The following is a 21,892-nucleotide window of genomic DNA, read 5'->3' on the forward strand; positions in this document are numbered from 1 at the left end:
TTCTACAATTCTTCACTTCTTATATATTTGATAGAAAAAGAGCCTTCATTCTTTCAAAACGTTTACGAAGAACAAAAGTATACCATTCTCTGGTAATATTATCAGCATTCTTTTGTTTTGGTATTATTAGTTCGTCACAAGAAATAAATAATAATCTATCAAATAAACTTCTTTGCTCCTCAATTTGTTTGTCGGTATGTCCACACTTTTCTTTCAAATATGTTAAATATTCATAAAAAGTTTTATCCTGTTTTCTATTGTTAGACTCTTTTGGTATAAAGGCAAGATTCGCCACACAACTTATTGGTAAACCGTTTAAATTCACTGCTGCTTTTCGTAGACGTTCTATCGGCAAGACATGGTCTATTTCATATAAGCTGTAAGTCTCATCGAATGTAAATATATTTTTGTATAAGTATTTAAGAAAGAGAATCTCTTTATCTCCAATATTTATTCGCTTACTCTCTTTACGGTTAAGTTGTTCTTCAAACCAAACTGTTAAGATACTATTCCATTGTTCTTTTGGAATAAGTTGTCCATAACGTAGATTATCAATAAGCGAACCTATATTATTTTTGATAGGATCAACTATTATCTGTTTTAGTTTAGAATCACTAGAACCTCGCCAATAATCCCTTAACAAATCATATAAGTAGTGAGCAGGTAACGTATTTAATAAACGTATTTTATCCTGTTTCCATGTTGATCTTTCACTTAGATTTTGATCAAATCGGATATGGAACACGCTGCCAATTAGTGCTACAATCTGACTCTCACCATGAAATATTTTATAATCACCTGCTATATGTCTCTTTGCACGATGAGCTTGAAAAGCAAGCACAGGGCTAAGAGCAGTCTGAACAAAATCAATCGCTTGTAAAAATGCAGTTTCAAACCTATTAATATCAATTTCTAGCATTCTATCTTCTAAACTCTTTAACTCCTGAGATGCTACCCCTCGACAAATTGAAACGATATTAAATCCTAGTGAATCTGTGCTATCTTCGTTACCTTCCTTAGGTCTACCGAATAGCATAGGATAAGTTTTTTGTATAAACTTCCCCACCCCAAATAAATACTCAAATAGTGTGAATTTGGTATCTATCTGGTAAAGATTATTACTGTCATAGTTATCAATCACAAATCCACTTTCAATGAGTTTTTCGTATTTTAATTTGATGGCATCAATTATACTTTTATTCTGTATCTGAAACTCTTTTTCCCAAGTAGCAGCAAAGATTTGATAGCGATTCAATTTTGTTCCTTTGGAATTTATTCGTTCGAATATTTCTGGCAAGTTTGATTCTTCACCGTGATAAACAACAACAGGCATCTCTATTTTAGATATATCTGAGAACGACTTAACAGAATCAATGAACCTTGAAAGTATGTCCATTATTTCTTCAAATAATTCATTAGAAAGAGAAATATTTTCAGATAAAAGCTGAGACTCTAGGAATTTCACTAGATTATAAGAAGAAAATTTCTCACTCTCAGTAAATCCATTTTTTCCTTTTACCCACTGCTCAATTTTTTCTCTTACCTTTTCCTCATCACTACTCGAGAGGGTAGGGAAAATGCTTAGCAAGGATGTAATATAATGATCTTTAATCTCATTCTTCGAAAAATACTGTGTAGGTTTTAAGCTATATTCTAAAATGGTAGAAGTTCTTTGAAGACCATCCACTAATAAATAGTCTTCGCTACCTTTTTTATATAATAATAGAGAGCCAAATGGAAAACCTTGTTTTAAAGTATCAATAAACTTTTCTTTCTGGGACTGTGACCATACCAAATTTCGTTGAATTTTAGGTACTCTAATCTTCATTGCTACATTTGTATTATCTACTTGAGCATTGATTCCATCAACAATATCTTGTACACGGATTTGCTTTACCTCTGTATATGACTTTATACTCATATGTCACCTCTAGTTGTTAAATGAACAATTGTATTAATAGTAATAATTATAACCACAACTTAAATCTGAATCGCACATCCACTTCCATTTATTTTATATTTCATGCTCCTTTTTTCTTCGAATCAGAGTTCTTTTGGTGATACCTGTCATAGCTTCCACTTCTTTATATGTATGTGTCTCTAAAAGCATTAAAGCATGTTGGACTTGCTGCTTAGAATGTTTCCTTGGTCGACCTTCTCTAAAATCATTCTTTTGTTTTGCAATCGCTTTTCCTTCTTGAGTACGTTCAACTATCATATCTCTTTCAAACTGTGCAAAAGCACTCATAATTGAGAAAATAAGGTTTCCTGTTGGTGTATCCTCCACTAATCCCATGTTAAGAATATGTACTTTAACACCATTTTCAAATAATATCTTTACAGTTTGAATACCGTCTATAGCTGACCTTGCAAAACGATCCAGTTTTGTAACTACCAGTGTATCTCCTTCCTTTATTAAAGTAAGCAGTTCTTTGAATTTCGGTCTGTCACCCTTAGTTCCTGTGAAGGCTTCTCGATAGATTATTACACAACCTTCATTCTCCAATTTACTAACTTGCTCTTCTATAGAATTTCCTTTTTTCGCTGGCCCCCTTGTACTTACCCTTGCATAACCATACTTCATTTATGTAAATAACCTCTTTTCTCTACCCAATTTATGTCACTAAATAAAGACACCTTCAGATACACTGATACTACTACTCGTAGAAAAGAGTGTCAATACTTTTAAGTTTTGTCACCTAAGAAATATAAAAAGGAGTGATTGAGTTTGAATATCATTGTATATACTTTATTAAATATTGTTGTACAATATTAAAATGAAAACAGCCATTTTATATGGCTGCTCGGATGAATTATAAAACCTAAATATTAATACAAGTAATTTTTCTTTGTTTGATTGATAATCTAACCTTCTAAATATTGCTTTTTTAGTAAACTTTTATTCATTGGATAATTTTTATAAAATATTCTGTATCAGCCTAATATGTTTTTTCAAATAACTTGATATATCAAGATTTTCAACATTAATAGATTTTAACCAAATTAAATCATAGTATGAGTCTTGCTCTTGTTTATTTGGAATCACCTCTGCCAACTTTATTGCTGCCTTTCTGGGTAAACCTAATGCTAAAAATTCAAGTGTTGGGACTGAACATGCTCCAAATTCAGAAAAAATGATAATTTTACTATTTTTTGGGCCTCTTCTTTTTTGTTAATTGATTCTAGAAATACTTTTAAAACATCTAGGTAAATCTGAACATACCTTTCCGCGGGCGTTGCGGGGAGCCTCCTCGGCGCGAGCGCCTGTGGGGCCTCCACCTGCCCCGTACTAAAGCCACTGAAAAAGTCAGTAGAAATTTTATGAAATTGTCCTTTCTACTGACTTTTTCATTTTATAATAATGGTATTAAATGTATGTAGGTGACGCCCTAATGATTTCAAACCAAGACACTTTCATTCTTAGTCCTCTCATGCCAATTTATGATCTTGTTGTGCCAAAAGATAATTTTCTTCGAAAAATTAATGAATTAGTTGATTTTGCCTTTCTCCTTGAGGAAGAAAAATCAAAATATTGTCTAGATAATGGCCGTAATGCAGTGCCACCCTTCCGTATGTTTAAGTATCTTCTACTTAAAAATATTTTTGATTTATCAGATGTAGATGTAGTGGAACGTTCAAAATATGATATGTCGTTTAAATATTTCCTCGATATGGCCCCAGAAAATCCAGTTATTGATCCAAGTTCTCTGACTAAATTCCGTAAACTCCGTCTTCCAGATGAGGGTTTATTAGATTTGCTTATTGGGAAATCAGTTGAAATTGCATTAGAAAAGGGAATCATTAAAAGTAAAACCATCATCGTGGACGCTACTCATACAAAAGCACGTTATAATCAAAAATCACCAAAGGAATTTTTAGAAGAGAAATCAAAAAATGTTAGAAAAGCAGTGTATCAAGTTGATGAATCTATAAAAGAAAAATTCCCAGAAAAACCAACTTACGGTAAAATCGAGGATGAATTGGATTATTGTAATCAAATCATTTCAATTGTTGAAGAGGAACCAAAAATCTCAGAGATATATGCGGTCAAAGAGAAGTTAAATGTTCTTAAAGAAGTCACAGAGGATTACAAAGAGAACCTTAGCTACTCCAATGATCCAGATGCCAGGACAGGACATAAATCTGAAGACTCTTCTTTCTTTGGTTTTAAAACCCACCTTGCGATGAGTTATGAAAGAATTATTACTGCAGCAGTTGTGACAACAGGTGAAAAAAGTGATGGGAATTTCTGCAGGAATTGGTTCATAAGAGTCAAGAGGCAGGAATGGAAATTGACACGGTAATTGGGGATACTATAAACAAGCACCTATCTCTTAAATACGCGGTTTTTCTATGGCTATCCAACTTGTTTAATTTTATAGATTTGATCAGTACGAAAAAGAATACAATCAAGCAGTTTACGAATAAAATGAGCGCAAGAAACTAGCCAACCTTCGGTTAACTTCCAAAAAGTTGGATAACAGGTATGTACGCACCAATTGATATCCACATATCTTATGGGGGTCTACCCTCCCAAGTCTCACAGAGTCTTCGCTCCTACATTCCTTCGTTCAACCTTTCCATAAGGTGGATGTCCGTCATGCTGCCCCACAGGATCTAGGTCCTTACGTTAGTTGCGTTGCCGACTAATCCCATGCTGATCTTGTCTGTTTAACCGTCCAACTCTATTTGTTAAAAGTCAGTTTGATAGTGAATAAACTGCTATTGGTTCTTGAATAAATGCATGAATATGGGGGGGTATCCTTCAACATCTTCTCTTCCTGGAACACAAACTTTTTCTTCCCAATAGAAAAGAGAATGCGTATAAGCTTATTACACAAAGCAATTAAGGACTGCATTTTTTTCAACGGATTGTCAGATCTTGTTGTGTAATAATGATGTAGAGCTTTAAAGGCTTTATCTTTTGCTACTAGAATCATAGATGCCCGAAATAATAAGGCTCGTAATTTCTTTCGACCCCGTTTCGTAATTTTGTTCTTCCTTTATGCTTTCCTGATGTATTTTCTTTTAAGCTAAGTCCTGCCAGCTTGGTTATTTGACGAGGATGATTATACTCCCTCAAATCTCCTACTTCAGCGAAGAAACCCGCCACTGTATCGCGTCCAATTCCTGTTATGTCTAACATTTGATCAACGCCTGGAATATCCTGAAGGAGTGTATCTAGAGTATGGTCAAGCTCTTCGAACTTGGCTTGAATCAGTTCATATTTTTGAATTAATGATCTCAATTCCATTTTAGCCATCATGGCACCCTGACGAATGCCAATTGAGCGATTGGCTGCTTCTCTTAAGGATTGAATCTTCTTCATTCCTATACTTCTCTTCACTGCTTGCCTTAAGTAATTCAGTAATTCTTCGTCTGTATAGTTCACTAGCTCATGAGGTAACGCTTCAAGTTTTAATAGATGAAGGGCTGCCTTTCCTTCCCAACTTTTAAATACGGTACAGAACTCTGGAAAGTATCGATCAATCCAGTTGTGTACCTGTCCCTGCACTATTTGTAAGTCCACATTTAATAGATCGCGTAATTTCTTAGCCACACGCCGTTCCGCGAAAACTCCTTGTGGTATTGTTGGTTGGGCGTATCTACCATCTTTGACTAGCTTTGCAATCACTTTTGCGTCTTTTACATCATTTTTAGTTGGAGAGTTATCATCTAACTCCTTACTATGCTTAACATGTAAGGGGTTAACTGTTACGAACTTAATCTGTTCCTCTTTTAAAACTTGAGCTAAATTAAGCCAATAATGCCCTGTAGGCTCCATTCCAGTAATGACAGACTCCATCTTGCATGACTCTTTTAATTGATGAATCCATCCAATAAATGATCTAAATCCTTCTTGGGTATGATCAAAAAAGCAAGTAGCTCCAAGTTCTATTCCGCGATAATTTTGTGCTCTAGCTACGATGATGTTTCGCAATATCAAACCCGATTATTAGGGTATTAGGTGCAATTTGACTATTTTATGATTTTGGTTATAATTCATGGTAAGACCTCCGAATAGATGTTTTGTCCCTTTTAGCTGGCCAGCTCAGGACACATTCATCTTATCAAGAGGTCTTTTTTCATTCAAGTCGCATTTTCAGTTATTACAGGAATGCTGCCCCTTTAGTCCAACAAGAAAAAATCGGCTGTATTCTAGCCGATACTTGAAGGAATACACCCGTTAGTTAACAAGGTCGATTCTAAGTTAGGTGCTGCCAATAAAGGCAACACCTTATCTCCCTGCATATTTATTTAAATGCTCGTAATCTAATACTTCTTCTTTGAACCCATGACTACATCCGATTTTGGGGCTGTCGCAGACGGAGATAATCTTACTTTAACCAGCCTCAGAAATTATGTATCAATACTCTTTATCATCGTCACAAAATTATATAATTGTAGTATATCCTTTAATGGAAACCGACTATAGTTTTCCCCAAAGGAAGATAAAGATAAAGTTGTCCTACATCCACACGACTAAAAATCTAATTGTTGTTAACAAAAGCTGACCTGTCATCAACATTAGTCATATCGCTAACTCTCCCAATTATTTCATGTCACTTTAGACTATATACTTTCCTTCTTCAGCTAAAAAAATCCATTCACCAATGTCGTGAATAGATTCCCCTTATATTTCTCATCTCAAGTAAAAAGACGTCAATGACTTCAAGCTAGAAAATTTATTTACTGTATTTTAATAACAATTCCTTTATCTTTAAATTTTCGCTAATATTTAAATCAAAACCTATCCATTCCTTTTCTGCAAAGCGTATTTTCTTTTTTTCTCCCAGGATAGTAAGGATAGCAACAAAAGTATTATCCTTTTTGATAACATAGGACTCCCATTCATTTTCAATAATACCATTTCCTCTTATATCCCATTTATCTGATTCGTTAATCATTCGAATGCAGGTATTAATTGCCCCAACTACGCGTTCTTTAAAGAAGAATTCTGTAATCAAATGAAGGCCCCTCTTTCACTGTTTTTTTTTTTTAAAATACGTTAAATAATAAAAAATATGGAATCTACCAACAAATTATTAGTAGATTCCATATTTTTTTATCGTGCATATAAGATTTGCTTTACATTAACATTCCCTACACTTAAGCCGTACTTAAGGAATTTATAGCGAAGATACAAAGAAATATTATCTTCATGGGTTGAAAGGATAAGCTGTCTATCTCTAAAGTCATTTCTAAGCAATTCAACAAAAGAGGCCATATTCATTTCATCCATAGTCTGTACGGGATCATCTATCAATAATGTCATTACTCCCGTATTCCCATAAACCTTATTTAAAGCCAGTGTGAAGGCGATAACAGTAGAAGAAAGTTGACCTGAACTAAAAGAGTGGACAATGTCATGGTCTGTTGGTACTGGAGGTACAAAGTTAATCGACTTTAATTGAATCTCTCCTGTTGCGTCTGTTTCCCTTTCTTCCTTAATAAAGACACCGATACCCCTTTGATGATTTTGAATAATCTTTCCACTGTAAATATAAAAAGGGATTTCAATATCACTTACCATTTTTGCTCGGTGCTTGTTGATTTTTTCATTATATATACTGATTATTCTATTGATGGAATTTAGAGTGCCATCAAGTTTATCTCTCTTTTCCCTAAGAGCTTTTACTCTTTGGAAGGTTACACTAGATTGAAGAATATATTGGTATTCGATATAATCTTTTTTCTGTTGGATTGATTCAAGCGTAATCTTATTGATCAAATCAAGATTCTTGTTTAGCCGAAGATTATATATATCCTTTAAAACCTTCATGTTATCCCTACAAAATTCATTAACGATTTCCTTTTTATTTTGGATTTCTTCCTTCAGTAACTGTACTCTGTGATTCAAATCCACAACTTTTATTACATCTCTATTAATATAAGCATTAAGGTCTATACCTTTTCCTTCAAACCACTTATGTGCCTCTTCCATATTTACAATAACGTTTTTATATTCCTTCAACTGAATAATAAAAGATTCATCCAAATGGTTTTCCACCAAAAAACTTTCAGCCATTTGAATTATCGGGTTAAGATAATCTTTATATAAATTTCCCAATTCTTCAGTTAGCTTCTTGTCAGTGGAGTTGAGGTAAGCCCCTAAGGCTGAAGTCTTTCTGTTAATCTGATCAATTAATACTCCAAAACTTTCCTTCGTATCACCGCATAAAGGACATTGATTTTCGGAGTCGGGCTCCTTTTCAACGAAATTCCTGAAATCCATTTCGAGGCTGCCGCGTGTCTGAATCATTTGTGTTACGATAGAGGAAATTGTATTGGAATTGGACTTGTAATCCCTTAAAAGATTAATTCTTACCACTATTTCATCCTTTTTAAAAGGTAATTCTAATGTTTCAAATATAAAAGACCAATCAATCTTTTTCTGAATTATATCTCTTGTTTTCAATTCATTTAGAATACTCTTTAACTTTTCCTGGTTTTTATATTGTTTTTCGAGTTCATCTTGGAAATTGTGAAAGTGCCCTAGGATGATGATTGCTTGTAATCTTTTTTCATTTTGTATTATTGCATCCAATACCTGGTTGGCCAATTCTCGTTTAAAATCGTCTTTGTGGGTGACTAAGTTTTTTATTGTTTCCAGTTCTCCAAGGAATTTTTCTTTTAAGTTAGAATCAATTGGGTAAATTTTTTCTTTATCCCAAATAACATTGGTAAGTTCGTTTTCACCTAATAAAGGTTTGTATTGAAATTCCTTTGCGTCGGTTTGGCTCTCCTGTAAAAGCTGAGTCTCTAATGGCCCCAATTCCTTATTCAAGTCACCCTTATGACTTATTACCTTTTTCCTTACCTTTTCAAGGAAATTTTTCTGAACCGTTTCTTCCTCAATGTTAAATAGTTTTGATATCACTCCCATCCTTTCTTTTTCATTTTGCTTAAAGAGATATGTACTATCTTCCTGTTCAATATAGTGGTAGAGGTTGAATTTATCATTTAAATCCCGCACACCAAACAAAACGTTAAGCTGATTTTGCTCTATACTTCTTTTGTGATAATCATGATCATCTACATAATCAAAGCTTTCTAGTAAAAATAACTTGAATTGCGAAAAATTCTGCGGCTTTTTTTGGCTGGCAGACAGTCTAGAGGGCGGAATAAGTACACGTTCCAAAACCAGCTTGTTGTCTTCTACCAGTCTATCTGTAAATTCAACCCTGATTATCGTTGGTTGATTTTGATCCTTACTGAATAAATGGTCACCAAAACCCTTGGCTGAAGTAACAATCCGGTTTGATTCAATTCGCCTGACTTTCCCAGTTAACAATAATTGAATGGCATCGTAGATTGTTGTCTTCCCGAATCCATTAGGACCATCCAAAACATTTAAATGTTCTCCTTCAAACTCGATAATTGCATTATCTATGGATTTAAAGTTTCTTAATAAGATTCTTGAAATAATGTAGTTACTCAACTCCCTCAACCCCCAGACAACTAAGTATTTTGTTAATTTCAGGATCAGTACCATCGCTGTCTTTCAATTCCATTAGGGCATCCCAAGTCTTCCTGTCTTCTTCAGAAAATGCGCTTAGGATATCTTTTGAGACAAGATTAATTTCTCGATTTTGGTTTTCTATGCTTAGATACGGCAATTTAACAAACAACTTTGACACCAAATTATATATCAATGCGTTTTCATTGGTTTGATTAGATTTAAAAGCTGAAAAATATTCAACATCATTTAGAATTTTATACAAAAATTTCGTGGCATCCATACCTGATTTATTAAACATTGATACAAGTAATGACTCCTGGTCATAAGTGAAAGTTAGAACATATTTTTTAAAAGTATAAGGGTCCTCCTCAACATCAAAAATTAAAGAATTAATATCAATTGGCACTTCCTTGGAGTTTACCTTAAGTAGAATTAGCAACGATAAGTTTTTATCAATGCCTCCAATTCCATTCCTGCTTTCAATTAAGTTGTGATAGAAATTTTCAGTTTTTAGCCTTATGTTTTCTATTGTAAATTGGTCTTCCTCAAGGACAGAAACAGTCAGAAAATCAAAACCTTTGTCTTGTGTTCTATCTGCCTGGAAGCTCGATTCATCACCTAGGCAACTTTCATCAATTGAAAACCCAAGTTCCATCAGGATTCTCCTTACGAATGTTTTCATAATTTGAACACCTCCGATGCCGTTTTGGCAGTCATAAATTTAATGGTTTTGTTTCGTGTTATTGAATCTTTCTCGTCAAATTCTGGAATAACATCTTTATAATCGCTACCCACATCAACGATTTTTCCAAAGAAAGGCCCTTCTAGTTCGTTAGTGATTATGTAATCAACATCATAAAGCAAATAAGCAAGTTTATTATCATTTTTTAGTGCCTCAAAAACCTTTTTCCCTTGATTTTCTGTCGCTTTTTTAGCCCATGGTGTGGCTATTGTTGTAATTAGGTGATGGATTCCTTCTTTGTTTAAAATGAACATTTCCTTAATACCCTCTATTTTGAGTGCAAACTGACCAGCGTTCATCACCATAGGTAAAAGGGTCTTATGCACCCCCGCCTGTACTACAAGTTCCCTAAGCGTAATGGCAGTTAGATTTTTCACATTCTCCTTGACGGTTGGAGTTAACTTCTTACAGAGTAACAAAAAATCACGATTTGATAATTGGCACATCATATCCCAATTTTCCTTCCATTGGGTACATTCCTCAGGATGTATATCATTATCATTACAATACTCATCAAAGTATCCTGATAGAATCAATTTCAACATGCTTGTGGCTGTATTTTCGGAAAATTGAAATACAAATTCATCCTTTAATAATTCTATGAATCTAGTAAAAGGTATTTCAATATCCTTTTTCTTTTCTGCATGTCCTTCAGCCACGATGTTGTTGATTTCCTCAACTAAATTGCTGAATGCAAAAGTTATATTTTCCTCTGAATCTAACAAGTCCTTACCAATGTGATGTTGATTTTTTTCAAAAAATCGTTTAATCTCGATTTTTATTTCGTCGTCTATATCAACATTGCTAATTACTCTTTTAGGCAAAGTGCTTTCAGCATGGTTTATAAATAGTTTGTCATAAACCCTATTGAACTTTTCTTCATCAAATAGTAATCGTTTGTATTCCACCAATTGATTTACTTTTGTCTTGGAGGACACATTTTTTAGTGCCTCTATCAGCTCATTTTTTTCAGGCACCTCTACTTGGCAACATGTGTGAAGATGCGCTGAAGTTATAGATGGGTATTTAGCACATTTCCCCATTAATTCCAATACCGCTTTCTTATAATTTCCGAAAGTGGATTTATCTTGGTATGCCTTCACCTGGTGTATGGTAAGGGGATGTCCTTTGTAATTTATACCAAAGTCTTCTAAGTGCTCGATTCGTAAGGAATATTCCTCTGCCTGTCCAATATCGATTTGGTTTAGCAGTGATAAGACCCAATAAATTGAGGCCTTTCCTTGGTATACAAATCCACTCCATGTTGGAATCGCACTATGGGCATCATTTTCATCTATCTCTATCCCGCTTATTCTAACTACTTCTACTAATTCCTCCATGCCATATCACCCCATTCTCACCTAATAGTACCCCTGTAAGATTTAAAGTTATCAACTACTCATTGCATACTATTATCATAATTTTATTGGATAAAATTTACCATATAAGAAAGCAAATTATTTCAAAAATAGATATATTTTTATTATTCTTTAAGGTCTATGGCTAATTGCTTGTGTTCTTGAAGCCGCCAATTTGGCTAGTAAAAAAACAATACTCTCGGAGTTTGCAAGATTATAGATCGTTTAGGAATATAATATTAGAGATGACCCCTGCAATGTGGACACTGAAGGCGTTTTGGGACTAGGAATGACTTTTTCCCAAATAAAAAAAGACAAGGCTGCAGATTATACAGCAACCATAATTAACAACCATATTGTGTACAATGATCAATTCTCAATTACAGCAGAACAATGAATATTTAATTCAGTCATTGAGTGCAACTTTCCAAGCTGATAACTTATACCCTTTAATAAGTGAATTAAAGAGACTTTGTGAAGAACTGAAAGATCAAGAGAACAAAGAAGAGCTGGATGCAGAAATAGTAGTCTTAGAAGCATAAGCTAATTCCCCGAAGCCCAAACAAGGCATACTAAGTGAAACGTTGAAGACAGTTAGAACTATGCTAGAGGGTGCTTCTAGCAGTCTCTTGGTAACAGGTATTCAAGAACAAAATGCCTACTAAAGACTTAATGAGAAAAGTATAAACTGAGTATATTAATGAATTTTAAAGACTCATTTTCCTGAATGTATAATTCTGTTTTCCCTTGTCTCTTTTTCGGGGGCTTTTTTACTTGTCCGTTAGCAAAGCTGTAGATATTTGCATAAAATGCATTGATTGACTACTTCTTTTGTACCGCTCCTTAACTATAGGTCATGCGCTTGTCTTTTTTCGACGCAGTATGGTTCACTCTTATACGACTAGCATTCTTTCGGAAACCAAACGCCTATAATATATATTATGTGGGGTTATTATAAAAACGTAACAAATAAAAATAGCTAATTAATAACCGTCTCTATATTTCGGTACATTTCCTAACCTTTCTTCAAACGTATAATACCCAGGGACATTAACAAAAAAATTTCATTAAGAGCAAACTATACCAATAAATTAGGTTTTCATTAATTAAGAGATTTCGCAACTAATATTTGTTACTCTTTTTCGAAAATAAAAACTAAAAAGGGGTTACATATGTTGTGTTTTGATGTAGCCAAATTTGAGTTTTGCGCAACGCGCATCACATTTTATAATATTCAACCAGGGGTACCCTAGGTAATATTTAAGTTTTTGGGACTTAGTAACCTTTAAGATAAAATAACTTCTTTCTAAAGACAATTTTGCTTGTTGTGTATCATAATGTATTTAATAGTAGCCACTTAATGTACCCTTCCTTAATACTAGTAGCTCTTCCAAAATTATAATAGCCCTTAAGGTCTATTATCTAGACCTCAAGGGCTATTAATTACATCAGCCGATTCTCAGAGGAGGAAATTATTTTCTCACCAATAGCAACATAAAGATCATTAAGAAAGTTTTGGAAATCTATATGAAGATCGGCATACAAGGACACTATAGCAACTTCATCCCCTTTACTTTGGAGGATAGAAACAAGTAACTCGTCTAGGGCTTTTAGAAACGGTTTGTGGTGTTCCTCAATTTTAACGAACTCTATAGTTGCTTCTATATAGGCTTTTTTTGCGCTAATAAATTGTAACTTGACAAATCAACAATAGAAGAGTGCATTTTCTCCAAAACGACTCTTCTACAGTGAAACAGCCATTCACTCAATATTAAATATTACATAGGAATTTGTTTCAAAGGCATTTACTCTATATATGTTACGCTTATCAAAATCTAACACCTTGGGAATAAACCCTTTTTTCACAAGAGAACTTACTGCTTTTTTTTACAGTGCTAAGACCAAGGCCAGTATTTACACGGATGTGAGATTCTGTTACCTTACATAGCCCATCGGGTGATTTTTTGTAGTACTCGCCCAAGATATGAGTTCAAAAAGCACCTCTTTCTCTGTTGAACTAAGAAAATGGCACCTCCTCAATGCATCAGGAATCAACGTGAAATTCCCTTGGTGCTCCCAAACCATCTTTTCCCCCACCTTTAGTTCCCCAAGTTTAACATTGAGGTTGTGAACCGGCCTATTTATCATAGTATCTAAAAAACTCTTTCATTAATTTCCCCTTTTTGAAATTTTAAAGCTAAATATAAGCTCCATTTTCGTATACGTCCCCCAATTATATCAGTTAAGGTCTCGCACCATCATTTTAATAAAACTTTCACTAGGGTAAAATCAAACCATTTGCCCTAAAAACATTGATTTCCTAGGCACTGGGGGGGTTATTAAAAATATAGAGAGTAAAAAAATTTAATTTTATCCGTTCAGCAGCCGCCAAATAAACAGTATGCAAAGAGGTTGCCTGAGCCATTAACGAAAGTGTCGCTAGTAAATTTAGGATTCAGCATATTATTATGAAAATCATCTTCCCTTTTTATTTCTTTGGACCGTAATGGCAGATTTTCTTTTTCGTCTGTCTGATTGGCTTCGAACAAGGAAGGCTAATCTTTTAAGCCTATTACGGTAATTAAGCTCCCTTTGAACCAGCAAAACGAAAACGTGTTATAAAGTACCTTTAAAAAGGAATTAGGTGCAGATAGCAAATATTTAATGCTAAAACTTATCGTTTTATTATTTTAAATCATAAGCGAATAGAAATATATCTCCTTCCCCTTAACCCTCCCCTCCCTATATCGTAATAAAATAAAGAGCTGAATTTCATATAACGGTGGTTATCAACAGTGAAAATTATGGTTAGTAAACAACTAATTTGCTCCATTAATTCTATAGGAGCTTGTCATACCTTTAGAGGGCATCACTTTAGAGGAGGATGTTTTCTATGGGACAAATAAAAAAGGAAGGTTTGAGTTGGTATTTTGTAGTGGAACTTGAGACCGATCCGCTTACTGGTAAGCGGAAGCGTAAAAAACAGCGGGGTTTTAAACAAAAAAAGATGCTGAAAAAGCACTCGCTTTAGTAGAAGCTGAGGTATATAAGGGAACATTTTTTGAACCCACAAGTGTTCATTTAGCAGTGCATCTCCAAGACTGGTTTAAAAGTAAGAGAACTAGTATCAGCATCCAAACTGCTGATACCTATGAGGCTTACATGAGAAACGGGATATACCCTATATCGGGCATATTCCAATATCCCAACTGACTCCAATCCTTTTACAAAACTTAGTAAATGATTAAAAGAAGAAAGTCTAGCGAGCTCCAGTATTAAGAAAGTCTATAACATAATCAAAGGCTGTTTAGATTATGCAGTAAATATGGAGCTACTCCCTTCTAACCCTATTACAAAGATTCATTTACCAAAGGATCCGAGGAAAGAAATTTCGGTTTGGGAAGTAGATGAAGTAAAGGAGTTTTTAAAGGTAGCCACTATAGACCGTCTTTATCCTGCTTTTCAAATAGCAATTACTACAGGAATACGACGGGGAGAGATTTTGGGGTTACGCTGGAAAGATGTAGATCTTGATAAGGGTGTTTTATTTATTAGGCAAACACTCAGCAAAGACGGAAAAGTTTTCTAAGTGGCGCTAAAACCGAGTCGAATGTACGCAGCATAAAGCTTCCTAATGAAACGATTCTGGTCCTTAAAAAACAAAAAACACAAGTTATAAAAGAGAAGTTGAGTTGTGGTCCTGAATATGTAGATCATGATCTTGTAATATGTACGTCTAAAGGAACACCTGTTAATCCCGAGAACTTGAAGCGTACTTTTCAAAGGTTAATCAAAGAAGCGGGCGTTCAACCGATCAGGTTTCATGATTTACGTCATACACACGCCACTATGCTCCTCGCAAGTGGCAAACAAGCAAAAGTGATCTCTGAACGGCTAGGGCATAGTAATATCAAAACAACATTAGATATTTACTCGCACGTTCTACCGAATATGCAAGAAGAGACTGCTCATCAAATTGACGCTCTTTTAACAAAATCAAACTAAAAGAGGCTATGGCACCAAAATGGCACCAGCTATATAATTGGAGACATTTTGGGTGCCTTGTCTAAAATAAAAAAAAGCCCGAAACCCTTATCATGTAAGGTTTTCAAGGCTTTTTCCTAGGATGATTCCGACTGGGCTCGAACCAGCGACCTCTACCCTGTCAAGGTAGACAAATGCCTAGGATTATATCAGAATAAGTTTAAAAATGTTAATATAAAAGGCTCTATTTCTATGGTTATATTATATAAACAGATGTATTTGGTGGCAACATACTTGGTTTTGGCACCAGTCTGCCATCAACTTGCCCCCATTCCAATGGAGCCAGCCATACACCTTTGCTCCAGATGCTCCTTATGAACGTCATCGTTTGGTTAATACTTAAATTCCCATTTGATTTAAAATGTTCTTTAAATTGTAATAACTCTTCCCTTGAAAGTGTGATTCCTTTCCCCATCTTTTCATGCTCCGGATCCCAATCCCTTATCGTACTTGGGTTCACAATCATTCCAACTGATAAGATTAAGTTCCTTTTTCCAACCTTTTGGACCATCTGAAACAACCCCAAACGTTTCTTTAATTTCGAATTTAATGTTTGCCATAAAAATGCCCCCTTTAATGCTACTAACTATCTCTACTATACCTTTTTGACCCGTCGCATCAAAACAAATAAAAACAGGAGGACAAAACAACATGCAAAGTTTTAAATATGGAAACACTATTATTGATTATTCAGTTGAATACATTAAAGGTAAGAAAGATGTTTTACTTTCGGTTTGCCTAACGGATGAGTAAAACTTGTTGCTCCAGAAGGCATTGAGTTTGATAAGTTGAATAAGAAAAAGCTCCCTAGATACTAAGGAAAAAGTAGGAGCTTGGTGAGGTTGCTGCTCCATCATCTCCAAAGGCGCTTGACAGTGGAGAAAAATTCCCTTATTTAGGACGTCATTATCGGCTAAAAGTACATAAAAGCGAATGGTTGAAAAAAACAACCCTTCAGTGTAAGTATAGTCGGTTTATTGCATTCTAACATACATGATACCGAAAGAAGATTCGAATTGAGCCAACTTTTTAAAGAGTGGTTTGTCAAACAAGGGAATAAAAAAATATTAGAAAGCTTTGAAATATATTACCCTAAATGCAACTAGAGCCTTCAAGAGTTGCCATTTAGGAGCAGAAGAAACGGTGGAGAACATGTGCTAATGATTGGGGCAATGCATTAAATTGGAGTCTTATGATGATCCTATGTCCGTTATACATTATGTACTGGTACATGAATTAGCTCACATAAAGCACATGGACCACTAAACCGATTGTTGGCAATTCGTTAAGTTTATTCTTCCCAAATTACGAATAGAGAAAAGAGTGGTTACGAGTTAATGGCCCTACACTGCTTTGTAAATTAAAAGAGGTACCTTAATAAAGAGTACCTTTTTTCCCTTTTATTCAGTTATAGCTGTTTTACTCATCCAAGAAATCTTGCACTTTCTCGTTATAGAGGTATAATGGCTTTTTAACCACTCCTAGACCTTTTTCAATCATAATGTCCACTATTCCAGTCCCGTTCATTAAAATAATAGGAACAGCCCCTTGTTGGAATGAAATTGCAGTTGCCTGAGAGGTGAAATCGGAAGTTGTAAAAAATATTCCTTGTTCATATGTACCCTGTATTGCACCTCGAAACTGTTGAATTTCTCTTCGACCTACATTCCCTTGCCACCTTTTACATTGAAAAGCGACATTCATTGTAGCAAGTCCAATCTTTAACCTACCGTAGCCATCAATTCCTCCATCGGGACCAACATCAGTAACAGCTAAGCTGACAAACCCGTATACTTGGAGTAATTTTTTTGCAAACTCTTCAAACTGTCTAGGGGTTAATTCATGAAGCTTATCCAATAACTGCGACTTAAAATCTTCTTCGTAGTCTTCATAGAGTTCAACTAAATTCACCGGAGCTGACGGTGTCGTAATAGGTGATTGTACACGGTTCCTTCCCTTCTCTGTTATTCCCCAAATTCCCCTTTGAGGACTATACATATCTCCACTATCAACCAGCTTCTGCCTTACCCACTGAATGCGATTAGTCCATTTATTACCACCGGATTCCATTCTCTCATCAATATCTTCCTGAGTAATAGTTGGAAATTTATTTGTCACTAATGGATATATTTCTTTGGGCGTTCCCTGTCCACCTAAATAGACTAGCACTTCCAGTAAAGGTATCTCTATGTCAGATTGTTTCGGCATAACCATAAACTCATCCCCATGTATAAAAACTTTATTCTTTATTTGTTTAAAAAAGCTAATTTTTCCGTCAGATGCTTAGGGTTTTACCTTTTTATTTCAAAAACAAAAAAAGACCCTTTTACATCTTATATTTTAATATGTAAAGAAAAAAACGCCTTCGTATTAGGGAGACATTTGGATTTTCATTTTTAAAATAGGTAGGTCTTTAGTATCCTACAGCAAGCAATCAAGACTAATTTTATATCCACTCGCTTTTAAGCCTTTTGCCAATTTTAGCTCCCAACCTTATGAAGAATTAAAATGAGTATAAATCACCTCAGCAATATCTGTCGGTATTTCTAATTGTCCAAAAGGATTATCTTTAACCATTACTAAAACATTTTGCATACCTGATAGTCATTAATTGTTGGGGCAAAAATCCGCACAATTTTAAATAACTGTGCGGCAAAATTATTAAAAAAGATTTTAAACATATTGGCAATTGTTACAACTGTTTTATAATTAATAGGTTCCATTAATGATTTTTTGTAATTGTAATAAAAAAATTGGGAACAACTTAAGCCACCGAATTTTTAAAATATTTAACTACTCTTATGTCTTAGGACTAAATAATTGAAGACAGTGGGATTTTTGGCACGAAATCAATCACATCGGTTTGCCCACTTAACAAAATTTGTAAACCAACTCCAGTAGCCCAGCTTGCTGGCATAGTTGACTGATTTATAAAGCCAGCATAATATCTTTGTTCATCAGTTCGTACAATAAAAATTACTAAATTATTTACTAAACCTAATGTATCTACATCTTCAGCACTCTTACATGATACCGGGACTGTCGGAAAGCCTGTTCTACTTGTCCAAGCAGGGTGTCGTAAAGTATGCTGATTGGTTATTCTATAATCATTTCTTCCAGGTCGCGGATCAAAAGTAATTAATTCTACATCAGCAGGATTTCCTAACGAAATGGCGGAAATTTTTATAACATCTCTACTTAAATGGTCTGTTGGCTTATATGATCTTGTTCCATATTGTAAAAAGCGGGTTAAAACCGCCTGATCAATTTTTAGATTGATATAAGTTTGTCCTCCTCCACCTTCAACTGTCCCAGGAGGTCTATCAATATTCCATAGGTCCCCTGGATTCATTTTCTTATAAAGAATAGATTCGATCATACTCATATGATTTTTCCCCCTTTTATAAATACAGGAATATTTTACCTTGAATCTTTAAAAAATAAAAATAAAAGGCTTAAACATTTTTTACGGATGATGAATTTATTTTTTTTGACACCGTTCATTATTTTTCACTTAATTTCCATGGAACTTTTAAGCTAGCTAAATTCTACAGGGGGATAGGATTGGAAAAATTGATTTCTAACGATTTTGCCATAAGGTTTTAGAGGTTTACGACTTATTTGTTGCAACTCCGGTAAAACGCCTTGGAAAAAATTTTGTGGGATTTAAGTCGATATACAAGATAACATTGAATTCCCCTTTATATAAGTAGATTCAAAACCGAAAAAGATTTATTTAAAAGTACTAAAGGACAAAAATGATATTGAAAGGTAAGAATCTCAGAATGAAGACAAAAAAACGAAATAACGTGAAAGGGATTTCTCCACTTTTGTATCCTATTACGTCAATCATATAGCTGTTTCTAATCAACGTCTTTCCTTTTTTACTGGTTTGTCTTGGCCATGGGGTGAACGTAAATTGGACAACCTCATCGTAAGGAAGCTCCACTTTCCGAAAGGTGGTACAAATGGTCTTTACACTCATCCCAATCTTTTTTGCTAGCAAGATTTAAATAGACCAATTGATTTAAAATATCTTAACTTATTAAATTTATAGACCTTCATTTCCTCGAAATCAAACCAATTTAGACCATGTTGAGGAAAACGAGAACTGTCAATGTTTACCAAACTACCAACTCTCCATAACTTTATACCTTGTAACAAGCACATCACTTCATCAATTCTTTTACGGTAGTTATTTCTAAAACCTGTTCGTTTTGGATATTATCCCCAAGCAACAATTAATCTATCATCTTCTTTAATGTCTCGAAGAGTTGATAAAATCACCTTGTTGTTTATTTTCATATTTTCATTACCATATATTATATCCTCTTCAACATTCAAATCAAAGATTGAAGAATATATAGCAAAAAGATTTAGAATTATTACTTTTGAAAAATTTTGATCATGTTTATAAAGGTAGTCAGTAACACGGTAAATCGTTTCGTCGGAGAGTTTTCTTTGTGCTATACTATCATATTTACCAGCTTTACTAGGATTTTTCATTATTACTATAGTCTTTTTTGAATTATTACGTCCTTTAAAGGGATGGTAATTTTATATCTATAAAAATCATCCTCAGTTATGTTAAGAGGTAGTAATTTCCTCTTTTTGAATATAATTTGAAAAATACACTGGTTTTCTCTTACCCAAAACAGCAAAACTCCATTCTTTTTATTTATGATAAGTAGCACCATCTATTTTATATATCCCCTACGTACGATCAACAGTTCCCCTACATCAGAACAAAGAAAATGATTACCCAAATCATTTAAAAAATCAAAATTATTGACCCTTATATTCCACAAGATACATTAAACACGGAGTTAACCAATAGTGTATAGTAATTTGTTGAGATACACCATACTTTGGTGTAATGGCATGCTTCATCCAATTTACAAATCAATTGAGTCTCAATACCTTCTTCATCTAGAAGGGCGGCTTTAAACATTTTTTTATTTACGACTGTGCTTTAAATCAAATCCTATGAATCACTTAAATGATTTAATTCAAATTTAATGCATCCTTTTAAATTGAATATTATTACGGGTGGATAAGGTAAACTAGATAACTCTTCGGAACTTTAAAATAGTTGTGGAAATGGTCCTACTAACACAGGACGCATTTTTAAAAGGTCCCCCCAACTTTTATACTGATTTCGTCTTAATATACAACCATCCGATTTAGGTTGTTGAGCATTTGTTCATTTAAAGAGAGATAACTTTTATCTATATTAATTAAGTTAAAAGTAACTAAATATCGATAAATTGTATGAAATTGTGTTTTCTGAGTACTAAGGGCTCTCCCTCCAAACTCTTCTTCATAATAATTTACCCAACTTGTAAATATATCATTGCGTTTGCAAGGTTGATTTTGGGCGATTAATAATAATAATTCCATGAAACCGAAATAACTATCAAGAAATCCCTTTGCTAAATAAGCAGTATTTTTTTCTTGAAAGTAAATTTGTGCGGAGTTTGTTAATTTCACCAGACCATTGATTTTCATTAAGAGATTTGCTCTTTCCAAAGTTGGTCTTACATATACAACTGTATTTTGGGCAATGTTAAATTCTTGAGCTATCAAAAGGTTTAACTTTGAAGGAGATATATTCTTATAGTTTTTAACTAAGAATAAAATATGTTCAATGTCCTGAAGTAATGTTTTGCTTTTCCTTCTTGGTATTCCCAATATAGATTTATACCTATCTGTTTGTTCGTCAATACTTGTTTTAAGCTGAAGCCTATAGTGTTCCATAATATCCCCCCTCAATGAACATAATCACTTTCTATATATATTCATGAGGGCTATCGATTTATAAGTTTTTTTATGTAAATCACAAAAATTAATAATCTTTCTACGATACAAAGCATAAGATTATATAATATATCAAAATAAAGAAGAGTACCGGCATACCGGTACCCCATTAATTTTAAGCATTTTTTCTAATTCTAAAGGAATTATAAAACTGTTCGTATTCAGGCCATTTCAATACTCCTTTTAAATAATCCCTAAATGAACATTGCCCAGATTTTTTTTCTTTTGAAAGAGAAGTAATTAGTACTTGCAAACGGGCTTGAATAAAAAAATGATAATTGCTTTCTTTATCCAATACTGGAATATCAACAATTTTAACCTTCTGTCCAACACTATTTTTGAACTCTAAGCTTTTATAAATCACAAGTATCTATCCTCCCTCTATAAATATTGATATATCAACGGTTTGACCCGTTGGTGGGATGTCAAAAAATATTTTTTTGACATACGCCCTAACAGATATTAATA

At 34.0% G+C, this 21,892-nt stretch carries 16 protein-coding genes and 4 pseudogenes; 7 read left to right on the forward strand and 13 right to left on the reverse strand.

Going from position 1 to position 21,892, the window contains the following annotated elements; translation table 11 throughout:
• Positions 1–19: 19 nt before the first annotated feature.
• Both EV146_RS24710 and EV146_RS24715 read right to left on the reverse strand, forming a co-directional pair.
• A complete protein-coding gene (locus EV146_RS24710; protein ID WP_132011355.1) occupies positions 20–1,921 on the reverse strand; it encodes a DUF262 domain-containing protein in 1,902 nt (633 codons plus the stop codon).
• A 93-nt stretch (positions 1,922–2,014) separates the two neighbouring features.
• Complete coding sequence (locus tag EV146_RS24715) at positions 2,015–2,584, reverse strand: recombinase family protein (protein WP_132011356.1); 570 nt, start codon at positions 2,582–2,584, stop codon at positions 2,015–2,017.
• Positions 2,585–3,392: 808 nt separating this feature from the next.
• On the opposite strand from EV146_RS24715, the pseudogene EV146_RS24720 reads away from it, so the two are divergent.
• A pseudogene (locus tag EV146_RS24720) lies at positions 3,393–4,315 on the forward strand (transposase); the annotation flags it as partial.
• Between the two features lie 370 nt (positions 4,316–4,685).
• Here the strand turns inward: EV146_RS24720 and EV146_RS24725 are convergent.
• The 5 genes and pseudogenes from EV146_RS24725 to EV146_RS24745 all read right to left on the reverse strand — a co-directional run bounded on the left by EV146_RS24725 (position 4,686) and on the right by EV146_RS24745 (position 11,545).
• Positions 4,686–6,007: pseudogene (locus EV146_RS24725) on the reverse strand (IS110 family RNA-guided transposase).
• A 679-nt stretch (positions 6,008–6,686) separates the two neighbouring features.
• On the reverse strand, positions 6,687–6,968 hold the full coding sequence (locus EV146_RS24730; RefSeq protein WP_132011357.1) for a hypothetical protein: 282 nt from the start codon (positions 6,966–6,968) through the stop codon (positions 6,687–6,689).
• A gap of 98 nt (positions 6,969–7,066) precedes the next feature.
• Positions 7,067–9,442: an AAA family ATPase gene (locus tag EV146_RS24735; RefSeq protein ID WP_158287217.1), complete on the reverse strand. Its 2,376-nt coding sequence runs from the start codon at positions 9,440–9,442 to the stop codon at positions 7,067–7,069.
• Entirely contained in the window at positions 9,435–10,145 is a 711-nt protein-coding gene (locus EV146_RS24740; protein ID WP_132011359.1) for an ABC-three component system middle component 1, read from the reverse strand. Before EV146_RS24740 ends, EV146_RS24735 begins: the two co-directional genes overlap by 8 nt.
• Complete coding sequence (locus EV146_RS24745; protein WP_132011360.1) at positions 10,142–11,545, reverse strand: ABC-three component system protein; 1,404 nt, start codon at positions 11,543–11,545, stop codon at positions 10,142–10,144. Before EV146_RS24745 ends, EV146_RS24740 begins: the two co-directional genes overlap by 4 nt.
• A gap of 374 nt (positions 11,546–11,919) precedes the next feature.
• On the opposite strand from EV146_RS24745, the gene EV146_RS27340 reads away from it, so the two are divergent.
• The 5 genes from EV146_RS27340 to EV146_RS28285 all read left to right on the forward strand — a co-directional run bounded on the left by EV146_RS27340 (position 11,920) and on the right by EV146_RS28285 (position 15,568).
• Positions 11,920–12,105 (forward strand): hypothetical protein, encoded by a 186-nt coding sequence (locus EV146_RS27340; RefSeq protein ID WP_158287218.1) that lies wholly within the window; start codon positions 11,920–11,922, stop codon positions 12,103–12,105.
• Between the two features lie 2,351 nt (positions 12,106–14,456).
• Positions 14,457–14,594 (forward strand): Arm DNA-binding domain-containing protein, encoded by a 138-nt coding sequence (locus tag EV146_RS28045; protein WP_241994048.1) that lies wholly within the window; start codon positions 14,457–14,459, stop codon positions 14,592–14,594.
• A gap of 169 nt (positions 14,595–14,763) precedes the next feature.
• Positions 14,764–14,811, forward strand: coding sequence for a hypothetical protein (locus EV146_RS28345; RefSeq protein ID WP_309136138.1), 48 nt, complete (start codon positions 14,764–14,766; stop codon positions 14,809–14,811).
• 77 nt (positions 14,812–14,888) lie between these two features.
• A complete protein-coding gene (locus EV146_RS28280; RefSeq protein WP_258236069.1) occupies positions 14,889–15,152 on the forward strand; it encodes a tyrosine-type recombinase/integrase in 264 nt (87 codons plus the stop codon).
• Between the two features lie 56 nt (positions 15,153–15,208).
• Positions 15,209–15,568, forward strand: coding sequence for a tyrosine-type recombinase/integrase (locus EV146_RS28285; RefSeq protein ID WP_258236073.1), 360 nt, complete (start codon positions 15,209–15,211; stop codon positions 15,566–15,568).
• A 403-nt stretch (positions 15,569–15,971) separates the two neighbouring features.
• On the opposite strand, the pseudogene EV146_RS24755 reads toward EV146_RS28285, so the two are convergent.
• Positions 15,972–16,167: pseudogene (locus EV146_RS24755) on the reverse strand (YdbC family protein); the annotation flags it as partial.
• A 643-nt stretch (positions 16,168–16,810) separates the two neighbouring features.
• On the opposite strand from EV146_RS24755, the gene EV146_RS28455 reads away from it, so the two are divergent.
• Positions 16,811–16,873, forward strand: a complete 63-nt coding sequence (locus tag EV146_RS28455) for a M48 family metalloprotease (RefSeq protein ID WP_373566094.1) — start codon at positions 16,811–16,813, stop codon at positions 16,871–16,873.
• A gap of 153 nt (positions 16,874–17,026) precedes the next feature.
• On the opposite strand, the gene EV146_RS24765 is transcribed toward EV146_RS28455, so the two are convergent.
• The 5 genes and pseudogenes from EV146_RS24765 to EV146_RS24785 all read right to left on the reverse strand — a co-directional run bounded on the left by EV146_RS24765 (position 17,027) and on the right by EV146_RS24785 (position 21,788).
• Positions 17,027–17,821 carry a restriction endonuclease gene (locus EV146_RS24765; RefSeq protein ID WP_132011362.1) on the reverse strand — a complete coding sequence of 265 codons (795 nt, stop codon included), beginning with the start codon at positions 17,819–17,821 and terminating at the stop codon, positions 17,027–17,029.
• Positions 17,822–18,419: 598 nt separating this feature from the next.
• Positions 18,420–18,992 (reverse strand): hypothetical protein, encoded by a 573-nt coding sequence (locus EV146_RS24770; protein WP_132011363.1) that lies wholly within the window; start codon positions 18,990–18,992, stop codon positions 18,420–18,422.
• 839 nt (positions 18,993–19,831) lie between these two features.
• Positions 19,832–20,128, reverse strand: a pseudogene (locus tag EV146_RS24775) (DUF1643 domain-containing protein); the annotation flags it as partial.
• 642 nt (positions 20,129–20,770) lie between these two features.
• A complete protein-coding gene (locus EV146_RS24780; protein ID WP_132011365.1) occupies positions 20,771–21,364 on the reverse strand; it encodes a hypothetical protein in 594 nt (197 codons plus the stop codon).
• 175 nt (positions 21,365–21,539) lie between these two features.
• Complete coding sequence (locus EV146_RS24785; RefSeq protein WP_132011366.1) at positions 21,540–21,788, reverse strand: DUF2535 family protein; 249 nt, start codon at positions 21,786–21,788, stop codon at positions 21,540–21,542.
• Positions 21,789–21,892 lie beyond the last annotated feature (104 nt).

It is taken from the genome of Mesobacillus foraminis (assembly GCF_004340465.1).
Lineage (GTDB): Bacteria > Bacillota > Bacilli > Bacillales > Cytobacillaceae > Mesobacillus_B > Mesobacillus_B foraminis.

Bases quoted from the DNA above. Each gene is read 5' to 3' on its own strand.
- EV146_RS28280 (WP_258236069.1), top strand. From the start codon at position 14,889: ATGGAGCTACTCCCTTCTAACCCTATTACAAAGATTCATTTACCAAAG.
- EV146_RS24745 (WP_132011360.1), bottom strand. From the start codon at position 11,545: ATGGAGGAATTAGTAGAAGTAGTTAGAATAAGCGGGATAGAGATAGAT.
- EV146_RS24770 (WP_132011363.1), bottom strand. From the start codon at position 18,992: ATGAGTATGATCGAATCTATTCTTTATAAGAAAATGAATCCAGGGGAC.
- EV146_RS24715 (WP_132011356.1), bottom strand. From the start codon at position 2,584: ATGAAGTATGGTTATGCAAGGGTAAGTACAAGGGGGCCAGCGAAAAAA.
- EV146_RS24710 (WP_132011355.1), bottom strand. From the start codon at position 1,921: ATGAGTATAAAGTCATATACAGAGGTAAAGCAAATCCGTGTACAAGAT.
- EV146_RS28045 (WP_241994048.1), top strand. From the start codon at position 14,457: ATGGGACAAATAAAAAAGGAAGGTTTGAGTTGGTATTTTGTAGTGGAA.
- EV146_RS24765 (WP_132011362.1), bottom strand. From the start codon at position 17,821: ATGGTTATGCCGAAACAATCTGACATAGAGATACCTTTACTGGAAGTG.
- EV146_RS24780 (WP_132011365.1), bottom strand. From the start codon at position 21,364: ATGGAACACTATAGGCTTCAGCTTAAAACAAGTATTGACGAACAAACA.
- EV146_RS24740 (WP_132011359.1), bottom strand. From the start codon at position 10,145: ATGAAAACATTCGTAAGGAGAATCCTGATGGAACTTGGGTTTTCAATT.